Annotated in this window: 18 protein-coding genes; 8 read left to right on the top strand and 10 right to left on the bottom strand. The window is 65.8% G+C overall.

From position 1 onward, the window contains the following. Positions 1–12 precede the first annotated feature (12 nt). The 3 genes from ACSQ8Y_RS01210 (at position 13) to ACSQ8Y_RS01200 (ending at position 5,935) form a co-directional block, all read left to right on the top strand. Positions 13–3,159, top strand: coding sequence for an efflux RND transporter permease subunit (locus ACSQ8Y_RS01210; RefSeq protein ID WP_436264648.1), 3,147 nt, complete (start codon positions 13–15; stop codon positions 3,157–3,159). Between the two features lie 185 nt (positions 3,160–3,344). Continuing rightward, positions 3,345–4,859: an efflux transporter outer membrane subunit gene (locus ACSQ8Y_RS01205; protein ID WP_436269723.1), complete on the top strand. Its 1,515-nt coding sequence runs from the start codon at positions 3,345–3,347 to the stop codon at positions 4,857–4,859. After that, a complete protein-coding gene (locus ACSQ8Y_RS01200) occupies positions 4,859–5,935 on the top strand; it encodes a patatin-like phospholipase family protein (protein WP_436264647.1) in 1,077 nt (358 codons plus the stop codon). The genes ACSQ8Y_RS01205 and ACSQ8Y_RS01200 overlap by 1 nt, the downstream gene beginning before the upstream one ends. A 12-nt stretch (positions 5,936–5,947) precedes the next feature. On the opposite strand, the gene hemW is transcribed toward ACSQ8Y_RS01200, so the two are convergent. The 4 genes from hemW to ACSQ8Y_RS01180 all read right to left on the bottom strand — a co-directional run bounded on the left by hemW (position 5,948) and on the right by ACSQ8Y_RS01180 (position 9,874). Then, positions 5,948–7,219, bottom strand: coding sequence for a radical SAM family heme chaperone HemW (gene hemW, locus ACSQ8Y_RS01195; RefSeq protein WP_436264646.1), 1,272 nt, complete (start codon positions 7,217–7,219; stop codon positions 5,948–5,950). Then, the gene (rdgB, locus tag ACSQ8Y_RS01190) at positions 7,216–7,800 is read right to left on the bottom strand and encodes an RdgB/HAM1 family non-canonical purine NTP pyrophosphatase (protein WP_436264645.1); all 585 of its coding nucleotides are present in this window, start codon (positions 7,798–7,800) and stop codon (positions 7,216–7,218) included. Before rdgB ends, hemW begins: the two co-directional genes overlap by 4 nt. Positions 7,801–7,865: 65 nt before the next feature. After that, the gene (locus ACSQ8Y_RS01185; protein ID WP_436264644.1) at positions 7,866–8,807 is read right to left on the bottom strand and encodes an ABC transporter substrate-binding protein; all 942 of its coding nucleotides are present in this window, start codon (positions 8,805–8,807) and stop codon (positions 7,866–7,868) included. A gap of 59 nt (positions 8,808–8,866) precedes the next feature. Beyond that, a complete protein-coding gene (locus ACSQ8Y_RS01180) occupies positions 8,867–9,874 on the bottom strand; it encodes an NADP-dependent oxidoreductase (protein ID WP_436264643.1) in 1,008 nt (335 codons plus the stop codon). A gap of 103 nt (positions 9,875–9,977) precedes the next feature. On the opposite strand from ACSQ8Y_RS01180, the gene ACSQ8Y_RS01175 reads away from it, so the two are divergent. Further along, positions 9,978–10,865 carry a LysR substrate-binding domain-containing protein gene (locus ACSQ8Y_RS01175; protein WP_436264642.1) on the top strand — a complete coding sequence of 296 codons (888 nt, stop codon included), beginning with the start codon at positions 9,978–9,980 and terminating at the stop codon, positions 10,863–10,865. Positions 10,866–10,970: 105 nt separating this feature from the next. On the opposite strand, the gene rph is transcribed toward ACSQ8Y_RS01175, so the two are convergent. The 3 genes from rph to ACSQ8Y_RS01160 are packed head-to-tail and all read right to left on the bottom strand — an operon-like array spanning position 10,971 to position 13,685. Next, entirely contained in the window at positions 10,971–11,705 is a 735-nt protein-coding gene (rph, locus tag ACSQ8Y_RS01170) for a ribonuclease PH (protein ID WP_436264641.1), read from the bottom strand. A 3-nt stretch (positions 11,706–11,708) separates the two neighbouring features. After that, positions 11,709–12,668 carry a PP2C family protein-serine/threonine phosphatase gene (locus ACSQ8Y_RS01165; protein WP_436264640.1) on the bottom strand — a complete coding sequence of 320 codons (960 nt, stop codon included), beginning with the start codon at positions 12,666–12,668 and terminating at the stop codon, positions 11,709–11,711. 15 nt (positions 12,669–12,683) lie between these two features. After that, complete coding sequence (locus tag ACSQ8Y_RS01160; protein WP_436264639.1) at positions 12,684–13,685, bottom strand: serine/threonine protein kinase; 1,002 nt, start codon at positions 13,683–13,685, stop codon at positions 12,684–12,686. A gap of 89 nt (positions 13,686–13,774) precedes the next feature. Between ACSQ8Y_RS01160 and ACSQ8Y_RS01155 the strand changes: the two genes are divergently transcribed. The 4 genes from ACSQ8Y_RS01155 (at position 13,775) to ACSQ8Y_RS01140 (ending at position 20,870) form a co-directional block, all read left to right on the top strand. After that, on the top strand, positions 13,775–14,665 hold the full coding sequence (locus ACSQ8Y_RS01155; RefSeq protein ID WP_436269722.1) for a YicC/YloC family endoribonuclease: 891 nt from the start codon (positions 13,775–13,777) through the stop codon (positions 14,663–14,665). A 233-nt stretch (positions 14,666–14,898) separates the two neighbouring features. Continuing rightward, a complete protein-coding gene (locus tag ACSQ8Y_RS01150) occupies positions 14,899–17,046 on the top strand; it encodes an MGH1-like glycoside hydrolase domain-containing protein (protein ID WP_436264638.1) in 2,148 nt (715 codons plus the stop codon). Between the two features lie 139 nt (positions 17,047–17,185). Further along, on the top strand, positions 17,186–20,266 hold the full coding sequence (locus tag ACSQ8Y_RS01145) for a putative Ig domain-containing protein (protein WP_436264637.1): 3,081 nt from the start codon (positions 17,186–17,188) through the stop codon (positions 20,264–20,266). Positions 20,267–20,276: 10 nt separating this feature from the next. After that, the gene (locus tag ACSQ8Y_RS01140; protein ID WP_436264636.1) at positions 20,277–20,870 is read left to right on the top strand and encodes an NF038129 family PEP-CTERM protein; all 594 of its coding nucleotides are present in this window, start codon (positions 20,277–20,279) and stop codon (positions 20,868–20,870) included. Between the two features lie 73 nt (positions 20,871–20,943). Here the strand turns inward: ACSQ8Y_RS01140 and ACSQ8Y_RS01135 are convergent, their stop codons facing one another. From ACSQ8Y_RS01135 to ACSQ8Y_RS01125, 3 genes are all read right to left on the bottom strand, one after another. Further along, a complete protein-coding gene (locus ACSQ8Y_RS01135; RefSeq protein ID WP_436264635.1) occupies positions 20,944–22,089 on the bottom strand; it encodes a glycoside hydrolase family 43 protein in 1,146 nt (381 codons plus the stop codon). Between the two features lie 35 nt (positions 22,090–22,124). Further along, positions 22,125–23,684, bottom strand: a complete 1,560-nt coding sequence (locus tag ACSQ8Y_RS01130; protein ID WP_436264634.1) for an alpha-N-arabinofuranosidase — start codon at positions 23,682–23,684, stop codon at positions 22,125–22,127. A 180-nt stretch (positions 23,685–23,864) separates the two neighbouring features. After that, on the bottom strand, positions 23,865–25,568 hold the full coding sequence (locus ACSQ8Y_RS01125; protein ID WP_436264633.1) for a glycoside hydrolase family 43 protein: 1,704 nt from the start codon (positions 25,566–25,568) through the stop codon (positions 23,865–23,867). Between the last annotated feature and the right edge of the window lie 55 nt (positions 25,569–25,623).

Genomic DNA, 25,623 nt, shown 5'->3' with positions numbered 1-25,623 from the left:
CCGGGAGCTCCGATGGCAAAATTCTTCATCGACCGCCCCGTCTTCGCGTGGGTGATCGCCCTGTTCATCCTGCTCGGTGGCGCGCTGGCGATTACCACGCTGCCGGTGGCGCAGTACCCCACCATCGCGCCGCCGTCCATCGTCATCAGCGCCACCTACCCGGGCGCCACCGCCCAGGTGCTGGACGACGCCGTCACCAGCGTGCTCGAACAGGAAATGAACGGTGCCGACGGCTTGCAGTATGTCGAGTCGCAGAGCGAAGCCAATGGCTCGGTCACCATCACCGTCACCTTCCAGCCGGGCACCAACCCGGACCTGGCCGCCGTGGACGTTCAGAACCGCATCAAGCGCGTCGAATCGCGTTTGCCGCAGGCGGTCACGCAGCAGGGCGTGCAGGTCAACAAGGCGCGCTCCAACATCCTGATGTTCGTCGGCGCGTCCTCCAACGACGGCTCGATGGACCCGGCCGCCATCGGCGACTACCTGGCGCGCAACGTGGTCAACGAGATCAAGCGCCTGCCGGGCGTGGGCCAGGCCCAATTGTTCGGCACCGAACGGGCGATGCGCATCTGGGTTGATCCGGCCAAGCTGGTCGGCTACAAACTGAGCATGGCCGACGTCACCGCCGCCATACGCGGCCAGAACGCGCAAGTGACCGCCGGCACGCTGGGCGACCTGCCTGCGCCGCGCTACCAGACCTATTCCGCGCCGGTGGTGGTGCAGGGCCAGCTCACCTCGCCCGAGGAATTCGGCAAGGTCGTGCTGCGCGCCAGCGGCACCGGCGCCACCGTGCGCCTGTCGGACGTCGCCCGCATCGAAATGGCCGGCGCCAACTTCAACATCAGCGCGCGCCTGAACGGCAAGCCCTTCGTCGCCATCGCCGTGCAGCAGTCGCTGACCGGCAACGCGCTGGCCACCGCCAACCTGGTGCGCAACAAGATGGAGGAGCTGTCCAAGTTCTTCCCGCCCGGCCTGACCTACACCGTTCCCTACGACACCTCGCTGTTCGTCAAGATCTCGATCGAGGAAGTGGTCAAGACGCTGCTCGAGGCGGTGCTGCTGGTGTTCATCGTGATGTACATCTTCCTGCAGAACTTCCGCTACACGCTGATCCCCACCATCGTGGTGCCGGTGGCCCTGCTGGGCACCTTCGCCGTGATGCAGGTGGCCGGATTTTCGATCAATGTGCTGACCATGTTCGGCATGGTGCTGGCGATCGGCATCCTGGTCGACGACGCCATCGTGGTGGTGGAGAACGTCGAGCGCATCATGAGCGAGGAAGGCCTGTCGCCGCGCGACGCGACGCGCAAGGCCATGTCGCAGATCACCGGCGCCATCATCGGCATCACGCTGGTGCTGATCGCCGTGTTCATCCCGATGGCCTTCTTCGGCGGCGCGGTGGGCGCCATCTACCGCCAGTTCTCGCTGTCGATGGTGTCGGCCATGGTGTTCTCCGCGCTGATGGCGCTGACCTTGACGCCGGCGCTGTGCGCGACGATCTTGAAGCCGGTGGAAGCCGGCCACCATCACGAGAAGCGCGGCTTCTTCGGCTGGTTCAACCGCGCCTTCGCGCGCACCGCCACCGGCTACCAGGGCACCATCGCCAGGATACTGACCCGCACCGGCCGCTACATGATCATCTTCCTGCTGATCTGCGCCGTGGTGGGCTGGCTGTACGCGCGCCTGCCGTCGTCCTTCCTGCCGAACGAGGACCAGGGCTACATCATCGCCAATGTGCAGTTGCCGGCCGGCGCCTCCAAGAGCCGCACCGAAGCCGTGCTGACCAAGGTCGAGGACTACCTGGGCAAGCAGCCCGGCGTGGCGCGCACCATCGCGGTGGCCGGTTTCAGTTTCTCCGGCAACGGCCAGAACGCGGGCCTGGTGTTCGTGCCGCTGAAGGACTGGAGCGAGCGTGGAGCGCAGGACTCGGCCGACAAGATCGCCGGCCGCGCTTTCGGCGCGCTGTCCGGCATCACCGACGCCTCGGTGTTCGCGCTCAGCCCTCCTCCCATCCGCGAACTGGGCAACGCGACCGGCATCACGGCGCGCCTGCAGGACCGCAGCTCGCAAGGCCACGCGGCGCTGGTGGCTGCGCGCAACCAGTTGCTGGGGCTCGCGGCCAAGAGCGCCGTGCTGAAGGGCGTGCGTCCCGAGGGCCTGGAAGACGCGCCGCAACTGCAGATCGACATCGACCGCGACAAGGCCAACGCCCTGGGCGTGGCCTTCGCCGACATCAACAACGCCATGTCCGTGGCATTCGGCTCCAGCTACGTGAACGACTTCACCAGCGCCGGACGCCAGCAACGCGTGGTGGTGCAGGCCGACGCGCCGCAACGCCTGCAGCCGGAAGACATGCTGCGCCTGAACGTGCGCTCCGCGTCCGGCTCCATGGTGCCGCTGTCGTCCTTCGCCAGCTCGCGCTGGATCAACGGTCCGGTGCAGCTGGTGCGCTACAACGGCTATCCCGCCATCAAACTGAGCGGCGACGCGGCCGCCGGCCGCAGCACCGGCGAGGCGATGGACGAGCTGGAACGCCTGGCGCAGCAGCTGCCGCCCGGCTTCGGCATCGAATGGACCGGCCAGTCGCTGGAAGAGAAAACCTCCGGCTCGCAAGCCCCAGCGCTGTTTGCGCTGTCCATGCTGGCCGCCTTCCTGGTGCTGGCCGCGCTGTATGAAAGCGAATCGATCCCGATCGCCGTGCTGCTGGTGGTGCCGCTCGGTATCCTCGGCGCGCTGCTGGGCGCGACCATACGCGGCTTGCCCAACGACGTGTACTTCAAGGTGGGCCTGATCGCCATCATCGGCCTGTCGGCGAAGAACGCGATCCTGATCATCGAGTTCGCCAAGGACTTGCAGGCGCAGGGCAAGGGCCTGGTCGAAGCCACGCTGGAAGCGGTGCACCTGCGCTTCCGCCCCATCATCATGACCTCGCTGGCCTTCATCCTCGGCGTGCTACCGCTGGTGGTCGCCTCCGGCGCTGGCTCGGCCAGCCAGCGCGCCATCGGCACCGGTGTGATGGGCGGCATGATTACCGCCACGGTGCTGGCGGTGTTCCTCGTGCCTGTGTTCTTTGTCGTGATACGCAAGATATTCAAGGGAAGCGAACGCCAGCGCCGCCTGGCCGCGCATGAACTCGACCTTCCGGAGAAAAAAGCATGATGAAATTCGACCAGGAATCGGGCCAACAACCCGGCCAACAATTCAGCCAACAATTCGGCCAGCAATCCGGCCGGCAATCCGGCCAGCCGGCATCCCGCGGCCTGCCGCCCGCGCACGGCAAGGCGGCCGCGCGGCAAGCGCTCGCCGCCGCCGTGGCAGCGGCGCTGCTGCTGGGAGGCTGCTCCATGGCCCCGACCTACCAGCGCCCCGAAGCGCCCGTGGCCCCGGCCTATCCAGCCTACCCGCAGACTACCGGGGCCCCGACCGCAAGCGGCTCGCCTGCGGCCAGCGGCGCCGCCGTGCCCAAGTCCGCCACCGACACCGGCTGGCGCGAGTACTTCACCGACGCGCGCCTGCAACAGCTGATCGCCGCCGCGCTCGAATACAACCGCGACCTGCGCACCGCGGCCCTGCGCATCGAGGAAGCGCGCGCGGCCTACAACATCCAGTCGGCCGACCGCCTGCCGAACGTGGGCGCGTCGCTGAGCGGCACGCGCGCCAAGACCCCCGCAGCGGTGTCGCCCAGCGGCCAGGCCGTCATCACGCGCCACTACGATGCGGGGCTGGCGATTTCGGCCTTCGAGCTCGATTTCTTCGGCCGCGTGAAAAGCCTGAACGAGGCCGCCCTCGCCACCTACCTGGCCAGCGACGAGGCGCGCCAGGCGGCGCAGATCAGCGTGGTGGCCGAAGTGGCGAAAGCCTACTTCACCGAACGCGCCTACGCCGAGCAGTACGCGCTGGCGCGGCAGACCTTCGAGGCGCGCGAACGCACTTACAAGCTCACGCGGCAGCGCCTGGACGCGGGCGCCTCGTCGCGCCTGGACCTGCGCTCGAACGAAACGCTGATGGAAACGGCGCGCGTGGCCGCGCTGACGCTGGCACGCCAGCGCGCGCAGGCCGAGAACGCGCTGACGCTGCTGGTGGGCCAGGGCCCGTCCGGCGCCACCGCGCCAGCGCAGACCCCGCTTCCTGCCACGGCAAGCGCTGCGCCCGGCACTGCGCCGGTTTCCGCTCCCGGCGCGGTGCCGGGGGCAGCGACGGGCGCTGCGGCGGACCGCATGCACGGCGCCATGGCAGGCCCCGCGGCCGCCAGCGACGCCGCCATCGACGCCATGAGCGCGCTGCCTGAAGGCCTGCCCTCCGAACTGCTGGCGCGCCGTCCCGACATCCGCGCCGCAGAGCAGCGCCTGAAGGCGGCCAACGCCAACATCGGCGCCGCGCGCGCGGCCTTCTTCCCCCGCATCAGCCTGACGGCGGCCATCGGCAGCAGCAGCCCGGACTTCTCCGGCCTGTTCGACGGCGGCACCGGCAGCTGGTCCTTCGTGCCGCAACTGGTGCAGCCCATCTTCGACGCGGGCCGCAACCGCGCCAACCTGAACCTGAGCGAAGTGCGCAAGAACATCGCGGTGGCCGACTACGAGAAGACCATCCAGGTCGCCTTCCGCGAAGTGGCCGATGCGCTGGCCGCGCGCACCTATCTGGGCGACCAGGTGGCTGCGCAGCGCGCCGTGCAGGACGCCCAGGCGGACCGTCTGAAGCTGTTGCAACTGCGCTTCGAGAACGGCGTCGCCAGCTCGCTCGACGTGCTCGACGCGCAGCGCGAGCTGTTCAGCGCCGAGCAGTCGCTGGTGCAAGCGCGCCTGCTGCGCACCACCAGCGCCATCGACCTGTACCGCGCGCTGGGAGGCGGCCTGAAATAATGCCGTCTCCGATCACCATCCGCCTCGGCCAGCGCGCGCGCCGGCGCATCGCCGCCGAGGGGATGCAGGCCGCTGACGTCGCCATCATCCCCGCGGCGGCGGGCGGGCCGAAAGGCCTGATCCTGCATGGGCTGGACCGCTGGCTGTTCGGCGACTTCCTGAAACAGTCGCCACGCCAGCGGCGCTTGATCGGCGCCTCCATCGGCGCCTGGCGCATGGCCGCCGCCGCCTTCGACGATCCGGACGCGGCGCACAAGCGCCTGGCCCACCTGTATTCGCATCAGCGTTATCCGGCCAAGGTGGACGCGGCCTACGTCAGCAACACCTGCCGCACCCTGCTCGACGAAGTGCTCGACGGGCGCGGCGCGGAAGCGCTCGACAACCCGCACTACCGGCTCGCCATCATCACGGCGCGCGGCGTCGGCCCGCTCGCGCAGGTGGCCGGCAACCGCTGGCGAGAACTGGCGGGCTTTCTGCGCGCCGCGGCCGGCAACGCCGTCTCGCGCAGCCGCCTGGCCGGCGCCATGGAACGCGTAATCTTCCACGACGCGCGCGACGGCCAAGACTGGCTGCGGCAGGAGTTCGACGCCTTCGCGGCGCGCTTCGTCGATTTGTCCGGGCACAATCTGCGCGACGCGCTGCTGGCGTCCGGCTCGATACCGATGGTGCTGCAGGCGGTGTCCGGCATCGCCGGCGCGCCGGCCGGCGCCTACTGGGACGGCGGCTTGATCGATTACCACCTGCACCTGCCCTACCAGCGCGACCCGGGCCTGGTTCTGTACCCGCACTTCAGCGACTACATCGTGCCCGGCTGGCTGGACAAATCCATGCCGTGGCGCCGCGCGCGCGACGCTGCGCTGGAAAACGTCATTCTGGTGTCGCCGTCGAGGGAATTCCTGGCCAGGCTGCCGAACGGGAAAATGCCGGACCGCGCCGACTTCAAGTTCTACGGCCAGAACCACGATACCCGCATCCGCGACTGGACACGTGCGATCGCCGAGAGCGAACGCATGGCCGAGGCGTTCGCGCGCTGGGCCGAAAAACCGGACCTGGCGCAAACCGCCTCGTTCGCCTAGAAAGGCGGCGGATCAGCCGCCGAGGAACATCTGCTGCAAGTCGTTCAGGAAGCGTTGCCCAAGTTCGGTCGGCTTGATCAGAGCGTGGTCGCGGTACAGCAGGCCCCTGGCCTCGGCCGCGTTAAGCTGCTTGTCGATCGCGCTGATCGCCAGGCCGGTGCGTTCGGCGAACAGATTGGGAGAGAAGCCTTCATGCAGGCGCAAGGTGTTGAGCATGAACTCGAAACCCATCTCGTCGCGTCCGATCTCGGCCTCCTCCTGCACCGGCTTGCCCGCCTTGACCGCATCCATATAGGCCTTGGGCTGTTTGTAGCGCGCCTGGCGCAGTATGCGGTGCGGGAAGGAGATCTTCGAATGCGCGCCCGCGCCGATGCCGAGGTAGTCGCCGAAGTTCCAGTAGTTCAGATTGTGCCTGGCGCGGTGGCCCGGCTGCGCGTACGCCGACACCTCGTACTGGCCGTAGCCGCGGGCGGCGGTCATCTCGGCGATCATGTCCTGCATGTCCGCGCTGGCGTCGTCGTCCGGCAGCGCCGGCGGGTACTTGGCGAACAGCGTGTTCGGCTCCATCGTCAAATGGTAGAGCGACAAATGCGGCGGCTGGAAGGACATCGCCGTTTCGATGTCCGAGCGGGCCTGCTCCAGCGTCTGCGTCGGCAGCGCGTACATCAGGTCCAGGTTGAAATTGTCGAAGTTCGCCAGCGCGATCTCCACCGCGCGGCGAGCTTCGCCGTCGTCGTGGATGCGCCCCAATGCCTTCAGGTGCTCGGCGTTGAAGCTCTGGATGCCGATCGACAGGCGGTTGATGCCGCTGGCGCGGTAGGACTTGAACTTCTCCGCTTCGAAGGTGCCGGGGTTGGCCTCCATCGTGATCTCGGTGTCCGCGTCCATCGGCAGCAGTGTGCGCACGTCCGACAGCAGCCGGTCCAGGCCCGCCGCCGACATCAGGCTGGGCGTGCCGCCGCCGATGAAGATGGTGTGGATCCTGCGGCCCCAGATCAGCGGCAGCGCCATTTCCAGGTCGCTGCGCAAGGAGGCGAGGTACTCCTCTTCGGGGAAGCCGCCGCCCTTCGCCTCATGCGAATTGAAGTCGCAGTACGGGCACTTGCGCACGCACCACGGAAAATGGATGTACAGCGACAGCGGCGGCAGCGCGGTCAGATTCAGCGCACCCGGCTGCAGGTAGTGCAGCGCGCTGCTGGCGGCGCTCTCGTTGTTGGAGCCCGCAGCCGTGGCTGGAGGAGCGGATGCTGCCGGCTTGGCGCCGACCACCTTGATCGGGATCATTTCAGTTTTTCCACCAGTGCGCGCAGGGCCTGGCCGCGATGGGACAGCTTGTTCTTCTCGTCGGCCGACAGCTCGGCTGCGCACTTGCCGAGCGCGGGGATGAAGAAATGCGGGTCGTAGCCGAAGCCGCCACTGCCGCGCGCCTCGGCGATGATCTCGCCGTTCCAGCGGCCGTCCGCGATCACCGGCTGCGGATCGTCGGCATGGCGCACGAACACCAGCACGCAGTAATAGTATGCCGATTTGTCGGCGTGCGCAGCCAGGTCGGCGATCAGCTTGGCGCTGTTGGCGGCGTCCGACTTCGGCTCGCCGGCGTAGCGCGCGGAATACACGCCGGGTGCGTTGCCCAGCGCGGTGACACAAACGCCGGAGTCGTCGGCCAGCGCCGGCAGGCCGGTCAGGCGGGACGCGTGGCGCGCCTTTTCCAGTGCATTTTCGACAAAGGTGTGATGCGGCTCGTCCGCTTCCGGGACGTCGAATTCACCCTGGGCGTGGACGGAAAAGCCAACCGTGGACAGCAGCTCGTTGAATTCTTTCAGCTTGCCGGCGTTATTGGAGGCGAGGACTAGGCGTTGGGTCATGGATAATCTGGCGTAACGTTGGTGACAGCGCGCCATTGTAATCCTTTTGCGCGCCCCGCTCCCCGCTACGGGATCAGCAGCGCCTGGATCTCCGGCGCCTGCTGGTTTTCCCGCGTCACCATGACCGCATCCGTCAGGATGAGCGGAGTCTTGATGGCTGCCCCTCTTGCGGCGGCCACGGCGGCCTTCATCGACAGATAGCCCATCTGGCGCGGGTCCTGCACCACCAGGCCGTGGATTTCCTGCTTGCGCAGGCCCTCGAGCAGGAAGTCCGTGGTGTCGAAGCCGACGAATTTCTTCTTCCCGGCCAGGCCCGCCTGCCGCAGTGCGCGCAGCATGCCGTCGGTGGTCGATTCGTTGACGGCAAAGATGCCGTCGACAGCAGGGAATTTCTCCAGCAGGGCCGCAGCGCTGCGGGCCGCCTTGCCCCGCGTGCCGCCGCCGTACTCGTCGGCGACAACGGCCAGCTGCGGCGCGGATTTCTTCAGGTAGTCGAGGAAGCCGTTGGCCCGGTCATCGGTCGATCCGCTGCCGGGGATGGTGCGCAGCACGGCCACCCTGCCCTGTCCGTTCAGCAGGGTGGACAAGCGTTCCGCCGCCAGCTTGCCGGCGGCGTAATTATTGGTGCCGACAAAATTGGTGTGCGCGCTGCCGTCCAGCGCAGAGTCCACCACGACGACCTTGATTCCCAGCGCCACGGCCTGCTTGACGGGCCCGACCAGCCTGGCGCGGTCGGTCGAGGCGATGATGATGGCGTCTACGTCGGGCCTGGAGTAGATGCGCAGGATCTGGATCTGCGAATCGATGTCGTCGTTGTGGGCAGGTCCGCGCCAGGTCAGCTCGACATGGCCGTCTTCGCGCGCGGCCCGTTCCACGCCCTGCCGCATGAAGGTCCAGAAATCCTGGTCGCGGGCCTTGGGAATGAAGACGACATTCAAATCCCTGGCATACGCCGGACACATCGAAAACGCGATGCATGCCACCAGGAGCGACAACCATTTTTTCATAGTACCCGCATTGTATGCCCTTTCTGCCGCCTTTCAAACGCGGCCGGACCGGGCAGGGCTCAGCCGGCCACCTGCAGCACCAGCTTGCCGTTGTTGGCGCCGGTAAACAGCTTCTGGAAAGTCTCGGGGAAGGTATCCAGGCCTGCGACGACGTCTTCGCGCGTTTTCAGCTGGCCGGCCCGTATCCAGCCGCCCATGGCCATGACCGCTTCCAGTGCGCGCGGATAGTAGTCGGCCACCATCACGCCCTTCATCGTGGCGCGCTTGACCAGCAGTTGCAGGTAGTTGGCCGGGCCCTGCACTGCCGACATGTTGTTGTACTGCGAAATGGCGCCGCAGATCACCACGCGGGCGCCGTGCGCGAGGCGCAGCAGCACCGCGTCCAGGATGTCCCCGCCGACGTTGTCGAAATAGACATCGACGCCCTGCGGCGCGTGCCGCTTCAGCGCGGCCGCCACATCCTCGTGCTTGTAGTCGATGGCGGCGTCGAAGCCCAGCTCCTCGACCAGGTAGCGGCACTTGTCGGCGCCGCCGGCGATGCCGACCACGCGCGCGCCCTTGATCCTGGCGATCTGGCCCACCAGCATGCCGACCGCGCCCGCCGCGCCGGACACCACCACCGTCTCGCCCTCTTTCGGCTGGCCGACATCCAGCAGGCCGAAATAGGCGGTCAGGCCCGGCATGCCCAGCGCGCCCAGATACAGCGGCAGCGGCGCCAACGCGGGGTTCACCTTGCTCAGGCGTTGGCCGTCCGAGTAAGCGTAGGCCTGCACACCCAGCAGGCCGCTCACATGGTCGCCCACGGCGAAACCGGCGAGTCTGGACGCCACCACGCGGCCCACGGCGATCGCGCGCATCACTTCGCCGATGGCGACCGGCGGCATATACGAATCGGTGCTGGCGTTCATCCAGCCGCGCATGGCCGGATCGAGCGACACGTACAGCACCTGGATCAGCACTTCGCCCTCTACCGGATCGCGCAGCGGCTCGGCCACGTAGTCGAAATCGCTGCGCTGGACGATGCCCTGGGGACGGCGGGCGAGGCGGAACTGGCGGTTGGTGGTCATCTGGATTCCTTTAAAAGTTGATGAATTCAGTATAGAGCGCTTATAGTTGCCTGATAAGCCGCCAATCCGGCATAACATTGTTGACCAGACAGGGACAATCGCCATGTTCAATCCCCAACGCCTCGCCATCTTCGCCGCCATCGTGCAGGCCGGCAGCATCAGCGGCGCCGCCTTGCAGCTGCGCTGCGGCAAATCGGTCGTGTCGCGCCAGCTGGCGCGGCTGGAGGAAGACCTGGGCGCGCGGCTGATCCAGCGCTCCACGCGGCGCCTGGCACTGACCGAGATCGGCGAGCTGGTGCTGCAGGAGGCCAAGCAGATCGAGCGCTCGCTGGCCAATATCGAGCAGCTCAGCGGCCAGTACCAGCAGCAGGTGCGCGGGCTGCTGCGCGTGTCCTGTTCGATGGCCGGGCGGCGCGTGCTGGTGCCGCTGCTGGCCGAGTTCACCGCCCGCTACCCGCAGGTGAAGGTCGCGCTGCAGCTGGACGACCGCATGGTCGACCTGATCGCCGAGCAGATCGACGTGGCGATCCGCACCTCCGCGCTGGTCGACTCCACGCTCATCGCGCGCAAGCTGAGCGACAACCCCAGCATCATCGTGGCCGCGCCGTCCTACCTGGCGCGCGCCGGCGCGCCGCAAACCGTGGACGAGCTGCGCGCGCACGCCTGCCTGCTGTACGCGGTGGGCAGCCGGGTCTATGACGAATGGATGTTCCAGGGGCCGGACGGCCCCTACACGGTGCGCGTGGACGGCCCGCTGCAGATGAACGACGGCGGCGCGCTGGTGACGGCGGCGGTGGGCGGCGCCGGCATCCTCAAAGTGCCGCAGCCGCTGGTGAAGGACGAACTGGCCAGCGGCGAACTGGTGCCGGTGCTGGCGCATTTACCGCTGCCGCCGGGGCCGTCGAACTACGCCGTCTACCCCGCGCGCGACTTCCTCGCGCTGAAAACGGCCGCCTTCGTCGACTTCCTGCAGGAGCGCCTGGGCAGCTAGAGCAGGCCAAGCCGCATTGGACTATAACGGGGACGCCGAGTCGGGGACGCCGAGTCGGGGACGCCGAGTCGGCGGGTGCGGCTCGGGCAGCTTGCTGGCCCGTTGTTATATGGCCAGGCCGAGCGCCTGCTTTTGCAGCTTGACCAGGTCGGCGATGCCGCCTTGCGCCAGGTCGAGCAAGCGGTTCATGCCGGCGCGGTCGAATGCGGCGCCTTCGGCCGTGCCCTGCACTTCGATGAAGTGGCCCAGGTCCGTCATCACCACGTTCATGTCGGTGTCGCAGTCCGAGTCTTCCACGTAGTCCAGGTCCAGCACCGGCATGCCTTTGTAGACGCCGACCGAAATCGCGGCCACGAAATTCTTCACCGGCACGGCCGGGATCAGGCCGCGCTCGACCAGCTTGGAGAACGCGTCGTAGGCGGCCACCATGGCGCCGGTGATGGATGCCGTGCGGGTGCCGCCGTCGGCCTGGATCACGTCGCAGTCCAGGTTCAGCGTGCGCTCGCCGAACGCTTCGAGGTCGAAGGCGGCGCGCAGCGAGCGCCCGATCAGGCGCTGGATTTCCTGCGTGCGGCCGCTTTGCTTGCCGCGCGCCGCTTCGCGGTCCATGCGCGTGTGCGTCGAACGCGGCAGCATGCCGTATTCGGCCGTCAGCCAGCCCTGTCCCTTGCCCTTCAGGAAGCCCGGCACCTTCTCTTCGATGCTGGCGGTGCAGATCACCTTGGTGTCGCCGCATTCGATCAGCACCGATCCTTCGGCATGCCTGGTGTACTGGCGCGTCAGGCGGATGGCGCGCAGCGCATCGACGGCGCGGCCGCTCGGGCGGGATTCAAAAGTCATTATTCAGTCTTTCCGTGTCAGTAATTGGGAGGATTTCTCGATCGCACCGCGGATTTCCGCAATGGCGCGCTCGATCTCGTCGTCGTCGAAGGCGTCCACCGGCCCCGGCGCGGCTTCGAGCGCGCCCCGGCTGATGGTGGTGTTGACCTGGTCTTCCGGCAGCAGTTCGGTCGAGATGATACTGGACATGTCGGCCGCCGTGGTCGGCGCGCCGTCCGCCACCGAGTGGCCCTGCCACATGATGGCCAGCGCCGTGGTGTTATCGGCCGACGGTCCGGCCATGGCCACCGCCGCCGTCAGCATCTCCGGCACGGCGCGCACCACGGTCTGCGTGACCAGGCGCTGCGCCAGGTCGGCGTCGCCCAGCACCGACCACAGGCCGTCGGAGCACAGCAGCATCACGTCGCCCGGCAGCATGCTGGCGCGGCGCGACAGCTCCACCTTCGGCAGGCTGGTCGCGCCCAGGCAGTTATACAGCTTGTTGCGGTCGGGATGGGTGGCGCGCTCGGACGGCGGCACCAGGCCCTTGGCGATCAGGTTTTCCACGTGCGAGTGGTCGCGCGTGCGCGCCAGCACCTGGCCGCCGCGCATCCAGTACAGGCGTGAATCGCCGCAGTGCGCCCACACCGCGATATTGTGCTGGATCAGGCAGGCCACCACAGTGGTGCGCGGCGTCTCCGGCAGGTTGTGCAGCGCCTTGTAGCGGTGGATCTCCTGGTGCGCGGCCATGAAAGCCTCTTCCAGGAAACGCTCCGGCTTCTTCACATAGGGCATGGCCTGCTGCTGGAACAGCGTGGAGATGGTCTGCAGCGCGATGCTGGCGGCCACTTCGCCGCGCAAGTGCCCGCCCATGCCGTCGGCCAGCACCAGCAGCAGCGCGTCGCGCGTGAAGCTGTAGCCCATGCGGTCCTGGTTGACCTTGCGGCCGCCGAGATGGCTTTCCTGGTAGACGGAGAATTGCATGGTGTTCCTTGGTGATCAGGGTTGCAGCGTAGTCTGCGCCCCCTCCTTTTTACGGCCAAATCGGCCCAGCAGGCCGCGCACCTGCCCGCCCAGCCGCTCCAGCGCGCCCGGCTGCGCCGCGTGCGCAGGCTGCGCCACCGGAGTTTGCAGCACTTTCTGCATTTCGAACAGGCTTTGCGGCCGCGCCAGCGGATCGATCGCCAGCGCGCGCCGCACCAGCGCCACCAGCTCCGCCGTATACAGGCCGTCCAGCTTGGCGAAATGGCCCTCCATTTTATCCTCCTTGCGGCGCTGGTCGGCCGGTTGCGGCGGCGAACCGACCATGCAGGCAAACATCGACGCGCCTATGCTGTAGACGTCGGTCCACGGCCCCAGCTGCTCGGTCTTGACGTACAGCTCGGGCGGCGCGAAGCCGGGAGTGTACATCGGCGTCAGCTTGGGCAGGTCGTTGTTGACGGTCTGGCGTGCGGCGCCGAAGTCGAGCAGCATCGGCGTGCCGTCGGTGCGCAGGTAGATGTTGGCCGGCTTCAGGTCCAGGTGCAGCAGCTTGTTGGCATGCACTTCGCGCAGGCCTTTGAGCACCTGCGTGAAGATCTGGCGGATGAAGGCCTCGCCCGGTTTGCTGCCCTTGGCGCGCTGCCGCTGGATGTGCTCCTGCAGCGAATGGCCAGACTCGTAAGCCATCACCATGTAGACAGTCTCGTTGGCGCGGAAGAAATTCAACACGCTTACAACATTCGGATGCGAGATCCGTGCCAGCGCCCGCCCCTCCTCGAAGAAGCATTTCAGACCGATGCGGTACACGGGCAGATTGGCTTTCGCTATGGACGGCACGAGTTCGCCGGGCTGGCGCAGCGCCAGCGCACTGGGCAGGTACTCCTTCACCGCCACCGCGTTGCCTTCCGGATCATAGGCCAGATATACAATACTGAACCCACCAGACGCAATTTTCTTTACAATGCGATATCCAGCAATTTCCAGCCCATCCGGCAATGGAGCGTTGTTCTGTGCAGCCATAGGATTTCCTCGCTTCAACATTCGGATTGTGTGGATAAATCACTGTTTTGTAAAGATTAAATCGGGGACATCCATTGAGCATTTCCAGCATGACAGGCTACGCGGTTGCCACCAGTGAAAGCGCGGCCGGGACACTGACCATAGAAATCAAGAGCGTCAATTCACGTTTTCTTGACTTGCAGTTTCGAATAAACGACGATTTGCGCGCGCTGGAACCCGATTTGCGCACCGCCATCATGGCCGCCATCACCCGCGGCAAGGTTGAACTGCGCCTGAGCTTCGGCCGCAAGGCCGCCGGCGCCGGCGCCACCGCCCTGAACCTGCAACTGCTGGAAGAACTGGCCCGCCTGCAAGCCGAAGTGGGCAAGCATTTCGTCGCCGCCCCGGTGATGAGCGTGGCGGAATTGCTGCGCTGGCCCGGCGTGGTGGAGGAAGCCCAGATCGGCCAGGAAACGCTGCAGGCCGACGTCGCCGCACTGACCGCGCGCACCGTGGCCGCCTTCGTCACCAGCCGCCAGCGCGAAGGCGCGGCGCTGGAAGCGATGCTGGTGTCCCGCATCGAAGCGATGGAAGCCATCGTCAAGCGTATCACGCCGCTGATCCCCCAGGTCGTCGCCGCCTTCCAGCAGAAGGCCGTCGAGCGCATGCAGGAAGCGCTGGGCCTGGCCTGCCAAGGTTCGAACACCAGTTTATCGCGCCAGGACGCGATGGAGCGCATCCGTCAGGAAGTGATCCTGTACGGCATCCGCATCGACGTGGCCGAAGAGCTGGGCCGCCTGTCGGCCCACCTGACCGAAACCCGCCACATCCTGAAAAAAGGCGGCCAGGTCGGCAAGCGCCTGGACTTCATGATGCAGGAACTGAACCGCGAAGCGAACACCTTGGGCGCCAAGGCCTCCGTCAAGGAATTGGCCGACGCGTCGATGGAGCTGAAGCTGCTCATCGAACAAATGCGCGAGCAGGTGCAAAACCTGGAATAATTCCGCGCAGCACCTCCAAAAAGGGGCCAGGGTCAAATATTAATGAACGCGCGTTCGTTAATATTTGACCCTGGCCCCTTTTCCGTCGCCTTATTCGCCCCCCCGCCGCGCTTCGATCACCGCAATGAGTGTTTGGGGCTATTGCATCCAGATTGCATGATATCGATAACACATCTTTTATAATGGCGGCACGCCCGGCGCTCCGGGCATCTTCCTTTTTCTAGTCCGAGACCATGAAACCACGCCTGAGCACCACCGTCATCGCCTTGCTGCTGAGCCTGCTCTGCAATATCGCCGCCGCCCAGAACCGCGCCGGCTGGATCTGGTATCCCGGCGACTTCGAAATCTGGCTGAGCAACCAGATGCAAGCCACGCGCAGCGAACGCGACGCCTACTTCCTGCCCTTCTGGCGCCTGTACAGCCACCAGCCGCAGGTCAACTTCGCACGGCGCGTGGAACTGGCCGCACCCGAGGACATCGTGGTGCACGCCGAAGGCAAGCACGCCGTCACCATCGACGGCAAGTTCGCGCAGGGCGACCAGCAGCGCATCACCGTCCCGGCCGGCAAGCACCACATCAACATCCAGGTCTACAACCCGGCCTCGCCGCCCGCCATCCATGTGCAGGGCAAGACCATCCGCTCGGACGACTCCTGGGCGGTGGGGCCCCGCCCCTACCCGGGCGCGGAAGGTCCGCAAGCCGTGCTGGCGTCCAGCTGGAACCTGCATGCGCCGGCGGCGCCGCCGTCGCAATACAAGCTGCCCACCCGGGAAATCCCTGCCAAGACCATCGCGCGCGGCAAGCATTCGCTGTTCGTCGATTTCGGGCAGGAGACCATAGGCTACGTCAAGCTGAAGAACCTGCGCGGCCACGGCAAGGTGAGCCTGTATTACGGCGAATCGCTGGAGGAGGCACAGTCGCCCGAGACCTGCGAAATCCTCGACCACTACACGGTGGCGGACAGCAGGGGCGACTTCACCTCGGACCGTTCGCGCGCCATGCGCTACGTGAACATCCAGCTCGGCGAGGGCATGACGGCCGACGACGTGACGCTGATGTACGAGTACCTGCCACTGACCCGGCGCGGCCAGTTCAAGAGCTCGGACCCGGAGCTGAACCGCATCTGGGACGTTTCGGTCCGCACGCTGGAACTGAACACGCGCGAATTCTTCCTCGACGGGATCAAGCGCGACCACTGGCTGTGGGCCGGCGACGCGGTGCAGACCTATCTGATGAACTACTACTCCTTCTTCGACAACGACGCCGTCAAGCGCACCACCCGCGCCCTGCGCGGCGCCGACCCGGTCGACATGCACATCAACACCATACTGGACTACTCGCTGTACTGGTTCATCGGCGTGCAGGAATACTATCTGTACAGCGGCGACGAGGCTTTCGTCAAAAGCATCTATCCGCGCATGGTCAGCCTGATGGACTACGTACTGGCCCGCCGCAACGCCAACGGCATGCTGGAGGGCTTGCCGGGAGACTGGGTCTTCGTCGACTGGGCCGACATGCCGAAAGATGGTGAACTCAGCGTGATCCAGCTGCTGTTCGCGCGCAGCCTGGAGGCCATGGCGAGCAGCGCGGACATCGCCGGCGACCATCAGAAGGCGGCCGGCTACCGGCAGATCTCCGATGAGCTGAAGGCGAAAATCATGGCCACCTTCTGGGACGCCGGGCAGCAGGCCTTCGTCCACAGCCGCGTGCAAGGCCAGCTGAACCGCCTCGTCACGCGCCATCCGAACATGTTCGCGCTGATGCTGGGCTATCTCGATCCGGCCAAGGAAGCCGCCGTCAAGCGCCTGCTGATGGGCGACAAGGCGGCAAAAATCACCACGCCATATATGCGCTTCTACGAACTGGCGGCGCTGGCGCAAAGCGGCCAGCATGGCTATGTCACCGGGCAGATCAAGGACTACTGGGGCGGCATGCTGCGCGACGGCGCGACCTGTTTCTGGGAGCAGTACGATCCCAGGCAGAAAGGCGTGGAGCGCTACGCCATGTACGGCAAGGCCTTCGGCATGAGCTTGTGCCACGCCTGGGGCGCCAGCCCGGTCTACCTGCTGGGCAAGTACTACCTGGGCGTGACGCCGACCCGGCCAGGCTATGCGGCGTACACGGTGGAGCCCGATCTGGGCGGGCTGGAATGGATGGAAGGCACCGTTCCCACGCCGCGCGGCGACATCGCGCTGCGGGTCAGCGCCAAGCGCATCGAGATCGCCACCGCCGATGGCCAGGGCGTACTGCGCCTGAGCAGCGCCACCCCGCCGCGCGCCGGGGCGGCCACCGTGCGCAGCCTGGGCGGGGATCGCTATGAAGTCGATTTGATGCCACGAAGCAATCTTGCAGTTGATTACGCGGCACGCATACAACACTAGAGGATATCGATAACAGTAAACCGGGCGCCTTATAGAAATTACATGTTACATTGCTCGTGGTATCGATAACACAACATTGGTGGAAACACTAGTGCTCGATACGCCGGAGACAACGGACTAACAACTATAAGGACAAATCATGCACAAGCAATCCAATGCGGATCGACAGCGGCGTGCCGCGCCTGGCCGTGGCAAGGTGAACATCGCGGCGCTGGCGGTGGCCTCGGCGCTGCTGGCCTTCGCGGGCGGTTCCGCACAGGCGCTCGGCTTCGTGGCGACGCCGCAGGCCCAGGCCGCAGTCAGCCCTGCGGGCATCAAGCACCCCGCCCTGGGCTTCACGCTGGCCCAGCTCGACTATGCGCGCCAGCAAACGCGGGCAGACGTCGAACCGTACAAGACGTATTACAACATCCTGGCGACCGTGTGCTGCAGCTACGCCAACATCAACCTGCAGCCGACCAACCGCGACGCCACCAAGGTCGACACGCCGAACACGCCGAATTACAACGGCAGCACCGCGCAGACCCGCATGATCAACGATTCGCAGGGTGCGCTGACGCAGGCCATCCTGTACTACATGACGGGCCAGAACGAGTACCGCCGCAACGCCATGCGCATCCTGCGCACCTGGAGCAATATGAATCCGGCCGGCTACGCCTACTTCCCGGACGCGCACATCCACAACGGCGTGCCGCTGTTCCGCATGCTGGCCGCCGCCGAGATCATGCGCTACACGCCGGGCGATCCGTCCTACACCGCCTACCCGCTGGTGTGGACCGACACCGACACCCAGAAACTCAAGGACAACCTGATCGACCCGATGGAGCGCACCTTCTTCGCCAGCAAGGAGCGCTTCATGAACCAGCACGTCTACTCGCTGGTCGGACGCATGGCCGGCGCGATCTTCACCGACAACCGGGCGCGCTACGACGAGACGGTTGAATGGATGACGGTGAACGCGACCTCGACCCGGCAGGACATCAACGGCGCCATCCTGCCGCTGATCCCGCTGATCGAAGCGGACAATCCGCTCAACAAATACGGCCAGGCCTTCTACCAGATCCAGGAAATGGCGCGCGACCAGGCCCACGGCGGCGACAACGTCGACAACCTGACCGGCCTGCTGCGCATGGTCACCGCCCAGGGCACCAAGGTCGATCCCTACACCGGCATGCCGTCCACCGCCGGCGACGCGGTCAGCGTGTACCAGTTCGGCGGCAACCGCGTGCTGATGGGCGCCAACGCCTACGCCCAGTACATGCTGGGCTATACCACGCCCTGGGCCGACACCAGCGGCGGCACCTCCTACATCTCCGGCGCCTACCGCGGCCGCCTGTACGAAGTGGGCGGCATACCCGAACTCTACAACGTCTACAAGCACGAGCAAGGCGTGGACGTGGACGCCGTCGCGCCCTACCTGAGCACGGCGGCCGCCCACGCGGACGGCCCGGTCACCGCCTGGGGCCCGGGCACGCCGGCCAACAAGGACATGGGTTCGGAAGCCTTCCTGACCCTGCCGGCGGTGCTGACAGGCGTGCCGCTGCCGGTCAACACCGGCATGCTGGAGACCGAGCGCAAGGCGGTCTTCCTGGACGGCGACTGGAGCAGCGAGAGCGAGGGCGGCCGCAGCTATGGCCACGCCAAGGTCACGCCGGCCGGCGCCACCGTGGTATTCCACGACGTGCGCTATGCCGACCGCGCAAAATACGCGCCCGTGGGCATGATGGTGCGCACCAACGCAGTGAGCAAACTGGCCGCCAGCGCCAGCCCGAGCGCCGCCCCGTGGTCGGAAACGACGGTGCCCGACACCGGCGGCCAGTGGCGCTACATCGTCCCGGACTCGGCCTTCGCCGCCACCGCCGGCCGGCCCTTCGGCGACAACATCATCTACTTCAAATTCACCGGCGCGGAAGGCGCGACGGTGGACGTGGACTTCATTAACATGGCCGCGCCGACCCAGCTGACGCCGCCGCGCTTCGCCATGCCGGCCTTCCCCGCCACGGAACTCATCGTGCAGGGCGTGCCCTACCAGGCCAGCTACGCCGCCACCGACGCCCAGGCCGGCGATACCGTGGCCTACCAGGCGATCAGCCTGCCCGCCGGCGCGTCGCTGGACACGGCCACCGGCGCGTTCAGCTGGACGCCGACGGCGGCCCAGGCCGGCGTGCACGATATCATCGTCAGCGCCACGGACGGCATCTCGATCAGCACCATGACAGCCAAGCTGAGCGTGCAGCCCGACCGCGCCGCCGCCTTCGCCTCGGCGCTGGGCGCCTACGACCCGGCCGCCGTGTACACCACCACCTCGCTAGCCACGTTCCAGGCCGAACTGGCGCCCTTGCAGGCGGCCGTGGCGACCGTGCCGGACGCCGAGTTCGGCGCGCTGCTGACCGCCGTGAAAGCGGTGGCGGCCAAGCTGGAACTGCTGAATCCGCGCGTGGCGTCGGACGGCAGCCTGGACTGGGGCAAGAACATGGTGACCACCACCGTGCTCGGCGCCGGGCGTCCGGCCCTGCTGGTCGACGGCGACTACAACAGCTATTCAGGCGACCTGCGCGACGTGGTCACCATCGACTTCGGCGAAAACTACCGCGTTTCCGTGGCGGCGTTCGGCATCCAGGCCCGCTTCATGTTCGCCAACCGCTCGCAAGGCATCAATGTGTACGGCTCCAACGACAAGGCCAGCTGGACGCTGCTGACCAGCCGCGAGACCACGGACACGAGCAACCGCAACTTCGAGATGGAAGTGATCCCGGTGCTGCCAGGGCTGGAGGACACGCGCTACCGCTACTTCATGGCGCGCGTGGACCACGCCGGCCCGCCGACCGATCCGGCCTTCCCCGGCATCTCGTCTTACGGCGAGTTCCGCTTCCACGGCGTGCGCTACGACCTGCTGTCGCCGGTGGACGTGAGCGCCAGCGTCAAGATGCTGCAAACGGGTCTGGCGGTGAACCGCTTCACGCAGAAGTACACCGGCTCCGTGTCGTTTACCAACATCACGCAGAAAACGATCACCGGGCCGCTGCATCTGCACCTGCAAGGGCTGACCGCCGGCGTCACGCTGGACAACGCCACAGGCATCAAGGACGGCGTGCCCTACGTCACGCTGCCGGTGGCCGAGCTGGCGCCGGGCCAGACCGCGATCGTGACCACCACGTTCAGCAATCCGGCCAAGGCGGCCATCAACTATGTGCGCAAACTGATCAGCGTTAAATACTAAGGGCAACGACATGAACAATCTGAAAGACATCCTGGCCAGGCTGATGCTGGCCGTATTCCTGAGCTGCGGCGCGGGAGCGGCACTGGCCGGCCCGATCTACAGCGTCAGCATCGACACCGCCACGCTGGGCAGCGGTCCGGCCTACCTGGGCTTGCACTTCAACGGCCTGGGCAACGCGGCGGAGGCCAGCGCCACGGTGAGCAATCTGACCGGCGCGCTGGCCGGCGCAGCGGAAGTGACGGGCACGGTGGCCGGTTTGCTGCCCGGTCCGCTGGTGTTCAGCAACGCCAACGGCGGCAGCGAGCTGGTGCAGGGCATCACGCTGGGCGGCGTGTTCTCCTTCGACCTCAGCTTCTTGCTGGGCGCGGGCGACGCCGGCACCACCTTCGGCTGGGCGCTGTTCAGCGACACCGGCTACCTGGGCGCCGACGGCGACCTGGGCACCGTGTCGCTGCAACCGGGCACGCCGCAGGGCGACGTCTACCTGCTGGACAACACCAGTGCGCTCAGCAGCGTGCAGGCGGTGCCCGAGCCGGCCACCCTGTGGCTGATGCTGCTGGCCGCCCTGCCCCTGCTGCTGGTCGCGCGCCGCCGCGCTGAATAAACGGGGCTCAAGCCAAACGGGGCTCAAGCAAGCCGGAAATTGCTGCGCAATTTCCGGTTTGGTCCCGGATAAACTAAGTGCGTTTGGGTGCGAAGTGGCTTTGCAGACGCGCGAGTTCTTCCGCCGTAATATGCGTGACCGACGCATGCTTGGGACCCGAGAAATTCGTCGCCTTCATGGCCGAACCCGGGTCGTTGAAGCGGCCCAGGTTCTTGTAGTTGACGAAGTCCGTCGTCTCAGAGAAACCCATGTTGTTGGGATTGGCGCCGAACACGTCGTACATCAGGATATACCTGTCGCTGCCGATCCGGCGCCACAGCATGGGCGCTTCACACGCCACGGTTTCGGGATCGACCTTCCTCGGGTCGTACTGGTAGCCTTGGTTGATCCGGTCCGACACCGCGTGGCGCAGGCCGCCCGGGGTGTCATGGGCCACATAGAACAGGTGGTACTTGTCGCCGACCTTCGTGATGTCGCCGTCGATGGTGCTCTTGTCCTTGTCCGGATAGGTGAACAGCTGTTTGGGCGTGGTCTCCAAGGTTGTAAAGTCATTGTCGGCGTAGGCGTAGACCATGTGGTTGTGCCCACCCTTGTGGCGCACCGTGAAGTAGACCATCAGTTTCTTCCGCTCGGTATCGAAGATCGTCTGCGGCGCCCAAGCCGCGCCTATATCCTGGTACGCGGCGAAGAGGTCGGGAACGCGGACCAGCGCATGGGTCCAGTTGATCAGGTCATACGACTTCATCAGGATCAGCGAGCGGTTGTTCCCCCAGCCGTATTGCTCGCGGGGACGCTCCCACTCCGTGGCGCGCAGGCCTTCCTTTTGCGCATAGATGTGCAGGTCGGTCATGGAAAGGTAAAAGGCGTTGTCCGGGCCGCGCATCAGGTGGGGATCGCGCACGCCTTTCTGCTCCGCGAGGTCCTTTCCGAGCAAGACCGGGGCGCCGCCATTCACATCGGTGAAGGTGTAGCCATCGGTGGAGGTGGCGAAGTAAATCGAATGCGTCTCGTCCTTGAAGTAGGACAGGAGATAGGCCTTCATGTCATTTTCGCCGGGATGCGCGGCGTTCGCCAATGGCGCAATTTTCCGGACGATACGGGCCAGCTTGGCGTCTCGGCCATCACTGGCGGCAACGGCGGCGGCCGCGAAAGTGCGCGGGGCCGCGGCGGTGGCCAGCATGCCTGCCGCGAGCGCGTGGGTAAATTCTCTGCGTTTCATTGGTGCTTTCAAATCGTAAAAAGAAGGGGTTGGGTTTATTCCAGGCTGACGACGACGACGGACTTCGCGGGCAAGTCCAGCTTCAGCGTGCCGCCGGCCAGGGTGGCGCCTTTGTAGGCCTGCGCGGTCACAACGGGGGCTTTGCCGAATTCGTTGAGCTGGTCCATCTTCTGCGCCGTCAATACCTGTCCGCTCACCTTGCTGGCCGCCAGCGAGCCCAGCGCGACCGACAGCACCACGTTATCGTCCGGGTTCATATTGGCGATAGCGATGTAGGTCTTGCCATCCTTGCCTTTCGCTGCGGACGCGTTGATGGACGGAATCGCGGTGGCGCCGATGCGGTAGGACGGGGAAGAGACGTCCAGCGGCAAAGCCGTCGCGTCCTGGAATGGCACGTACATCTTGAATGTGTAATACGTCGGCGTCAGCACCATCTTCGGTCCATCCGTCAGTATCATCGCCTGCAGCACGTTCATGGTTTGCGCGATGGAGGTCTGTTTCACGCGGTCGGTATGGCGGTGGAAGATGTTGAAATGGGCCGCGGCCACCACGCCGTCGCGCAGCGTGTTTTGTTGGTACAGGTCCCAGTCGAACTCCCCGCTATCCGTCTTGTACCAGGTGCCCCATTCGTCGACATAGAGCGCGACCCGCTTCTTGGGATCGTATTTGTCCATGATGGCGGAATGCTTGCCGATGATCTCGTCGATGCGCAGCGCCGAGGCGAAGATGGTGACCCATTCCTCTTTGCTAAAGCCTGTGGTCTTGCCCTTGTCCTTCCATTCGTCGGGCGGCATCGTGTAGTAGTGCAGCGACAGGCCGTCCAGCTTCTCACCGGCCTGTTTCATCACCACCTCGGTCCAGTTGTAGTCGTCCTTGTTGGCGCCCGAGGCCACGCGGATGGCGGCCGGCGCCGCCTGGCCATTGTTGTGGAAGAAGGTCTGGAAGCGGCGGTATTCGTCGGCGTAGTACTCGGCGCGCATATTGCCGCCGCAGCCCCAGCTCTCGTTGCCAATGCCAACCACCGGCACCTTGAACGGCTGGGCGCGGCCGTTCTTGCGGCGTTCGTTGGCCAAGGCGTTGTCGCCGTCGGACGTCATGTACTCCATCCAGTCGCGCATCTCGCGCGGCGGGGCCGAGCCGAGATTGATGCCGATATACGCATCAGCGCCAACCTGGTCGGCGAAGTCCATGAATTCATGCGTGCCGAACTGATTGCTTTCCGGCTTGCCGGTCCACCAGTTGTTCTTGCGCCCAGGGCGCTTGTCGCGCGGGCCGATGCCGTCGCGCCAGTTGTAGTCGTCGGCGAAACAGCCGCCGGGCCAGCGTATCAGCGGCACCTTCAGCTCGCGCAGCGCCTGCACCACGTCGCTGCGGATGCCGCGTACATTGGGGATGGCCGACTTCTCGCCGACCCACACGCCGTCGTAGATGCCGCGCCCCAGGTGCTCCGAGAACTGGCCGTAGATGTAGCGCGGAATCAGGGGGCCGGGTTGATCGGCGTGCAGCTGCGCCGTGGCGAGCTGGGTGCCGGCCAACGCGCCGCCTGCCGCGCACAATGTGCAGATGCCCGCCAGTTTTTTGAATGTCCACTTCATTGCAGTGACTCTTGATGTGCAGTTCATTGCGTTTCCATATTCTTGGTGCCATTTATTTTGATGCTGTTGATTTCAAATGGACTCTGCGGTCGCATGGCATGGTGACGATAACACGCATGCAGCACGCTTTGAAGATCGCAGCCGCCCCCACGCGAATTTTCATCGCGGGCGGCAGTTTGGTTATCGCAAGCCCGGCGCCGCGTCCTGCCCGCCCTGTTCGTTGTACAGTCCGATGACGGTGCCGACGAAGCCGCCGGCCTGTTTGGTGCTGAGGAAGGTCGCGTCCTGCCTGACCGCCAGGTCCCGCCATGCGTTCCTGCGCACGGCGTACGAGGCGCTCAGCGAGCCCCCGGCTATGGACAGTTTCAGGTAGACCGGCTTGCCGGCGGCAGACTGGGCCAGCGGCGCGCTCGCCACCACGCGCCCCTGGCGCGGCTCCTGCCCGTTCTTGCGCACGCTTAGCGCCACCACCTGTTTGCCGTCCAGCCACTGCACACCCAGGAACAGATACGCGTCGTCGCTCTGCATGGCGACCAGCCCCGCGCGATCGCCCGCGCGCTCCGCCTTATAACGCAGTTCCGTGCTCACGGTGGCGATGGCGTGCGCCTGCTTGCGGCCGACGAAGGAAGGCACCTGCCCGATATCGCCGATCGCCTCGCGGCTGGCTTTCAGCAGCAGGTCGCCGCCAGCCAGTTGGTATCGCGCGGTGGCCGGAATGCGCACGCTCATCCATTCCATGCCCAGCTTGCCGCCGTTGAACTCGTCCGTGTAGCCGTAGTCGCCGCTGAGGGGCTGTGACGGGCGCGGCGAAGCGGGCAGCTTGGGGCGCTCCAGCACGAAAGGCACAGTCTTGCCTTGCTCCAGGATGACCGGCCATCCATCCTTCCAGGTCACGGGCAGCAAATACGTTTCGCGGCCGATGTTGTAGAGGTCGGGGCCGTAGTTGCGCGTGGCCAGGAACACCGACCACCAGTTGCCGTCCGGCGTCTGCACGAAGTCCGCGTGGCCGGCCGTGCCGATGGCATGCGGGCGGTTTTCGGGCAGGTCGCGCTGCGTGAGGATGGGATTGCCAGCGTAGTTCTCGTACGGACCGGTGATGGCGCGGCTGCGGAACACCACCTCCGAATGCTGGTCGCCGGTCCCGCCCTGCGCGGCGATCAGGTAGTAATAGCCGTCCTTCCGGTACAGGTGGGGCGCCTCGGTCCAGAACGGCTTGCTCGACAGATCGGCACCGCCGTTGATGATTTCGCGGCGCGGCCCCGTCATGGTGGCCGTCTTGGGATCGAACTGCTGCAGCCAGATCGAGCGGTGGCCCTCGTACAGGGCCGGCCCCTGGGGATTGCCGTTGTTGACGACGTAGGCTTTGCCATCCTCATCCCAGAACAGCGAAGGATCGATGCCGTCGAACTCGAAGTAGACGGGATCGGACCAGGGGCCGGCCGGATTTTTCGCGGTGATGACGAAATTCTTGCGGTTGGTGCAGACGATGTAGTACAGGCCGTCGTGGTAGGAGATAGCTGGCGCCATCATGCCACCCGACACCTTCATGCCGGTGAAATCGGCCTGGCTCGGCCGCTCGATGGCGTTGCCGATCTGGCGCCAGGTCACCAGATCCCTGGAATGATAGATGGGCAGGCCCGGGAAATGGACGAAGCTCGACATCACCATAAAGTAGTCGTCGCCCACGCGCTCGATGCTGGGATCCGGCGCGTAGCCCGAGATGACGGGATTGATGAACTGCCCGCGCGTAGGCTTGAGCAGCGCGCTTTCCTGGCTTTTCCCACGATAGCTGAAGTGGCCGAAGCGCGCATCGCCGGCATGCGCGGAAACGCCGCTGGCCAAAACGGCCGCCATGGCCATGGCAGAAAGAAATTTAGAGTACATGGTCTCGTCGTATGTTATTGGTGGGTTACGCTTGAACACCGCCCTCCCCGGCCTG

The sequence above is a fragment of the Pseudoduganella sp. LjRoot289 genome, from assembly GCF_964252925.1.
Taxonomy (GTDB): domain Bacteria; phylum Pseudomonadota; class Gammaproteobacteria; order Burkholderiales; family Burkholderiaceae_D; genus Rugamonas.
Note: the sequence above shows the minus strand (reverse complement) of the source record. Positions and strands in the feature narration are given on the sequence as shown.